Raw genomic sequence first — 625 nt, 5'->3', positions numbered from 1 at the left:
CGTCGCGGTCTTCAGGCTGTCTCTTATACACATCTAGATGTGTATAAGAGACAGTCCTTACGCCGCTTGTCGCGGTCTACACCGTCATCCTCTACGTCTATCTGTTCAAAATCATCGCCGCGTGGGAACTGCCCAAAGGGTTGGTCTCGTGGTTGGTGTCGTCCCTCGCGTGCGTGGGATTCTTGACTACCTGGATACTATATCCGGCGCGCATGGAGGGGAAGAACAAAACCGTCGTCTATATGTCGCGCGGTTTCGGCCTGATAATGCTGCCGCTTTTAGCCCTAATGACGGTCGGAATATTCCGCCGCGTAGACGATTACGGCATTACCGTCCTTCGCGGCTACCTCATAGTTATAAATATTTGGCTCTACGGCGTCTGCGTCTATCAATTCATAACAAAAGCGCGGCGCGTCAAATGGATCATCATCTCGTATGCCGTCTTCTGCTTGAAAAAAAAAAAAAAAAGGAAGGAGAGAGACAGCGCAAGTAAACACATACACAAGCTCGCAGGGAACAGGGAGTTACGCTACTTTTCACGTACACACACAGCCAGATGCGCTGACCACGTAATTTCCAGCACATTAAACTGTCCGCCGGCGCAGACCAAAAGTCAGCCACATCA

General features: G+C 50.6%; 1 protein-coding gene. It reads left to right on the top strand.

Going from position 1 to position 625, the window contains the following annotated elements; translation table 11 throughout:
- Positions 1 to 86: 86 nt before the first annotated feature.
- Positions 87 to 625, top strand: a 539-nt coding sequence (locus tag ACYVRA_RS08130; RefSeq protein WP_461252226.1) for a DUF4153 domain-containing protein, incomplete at its 3' end; no start/stop codon positions are given.

The organism is Treponema sp. R8-4-B8, assembly GCF_054786175.1.
Note: the sequence above shows the minus strand (reverse complement) of the source record. Positions and strands in the feature narration are given on the sequence as shown.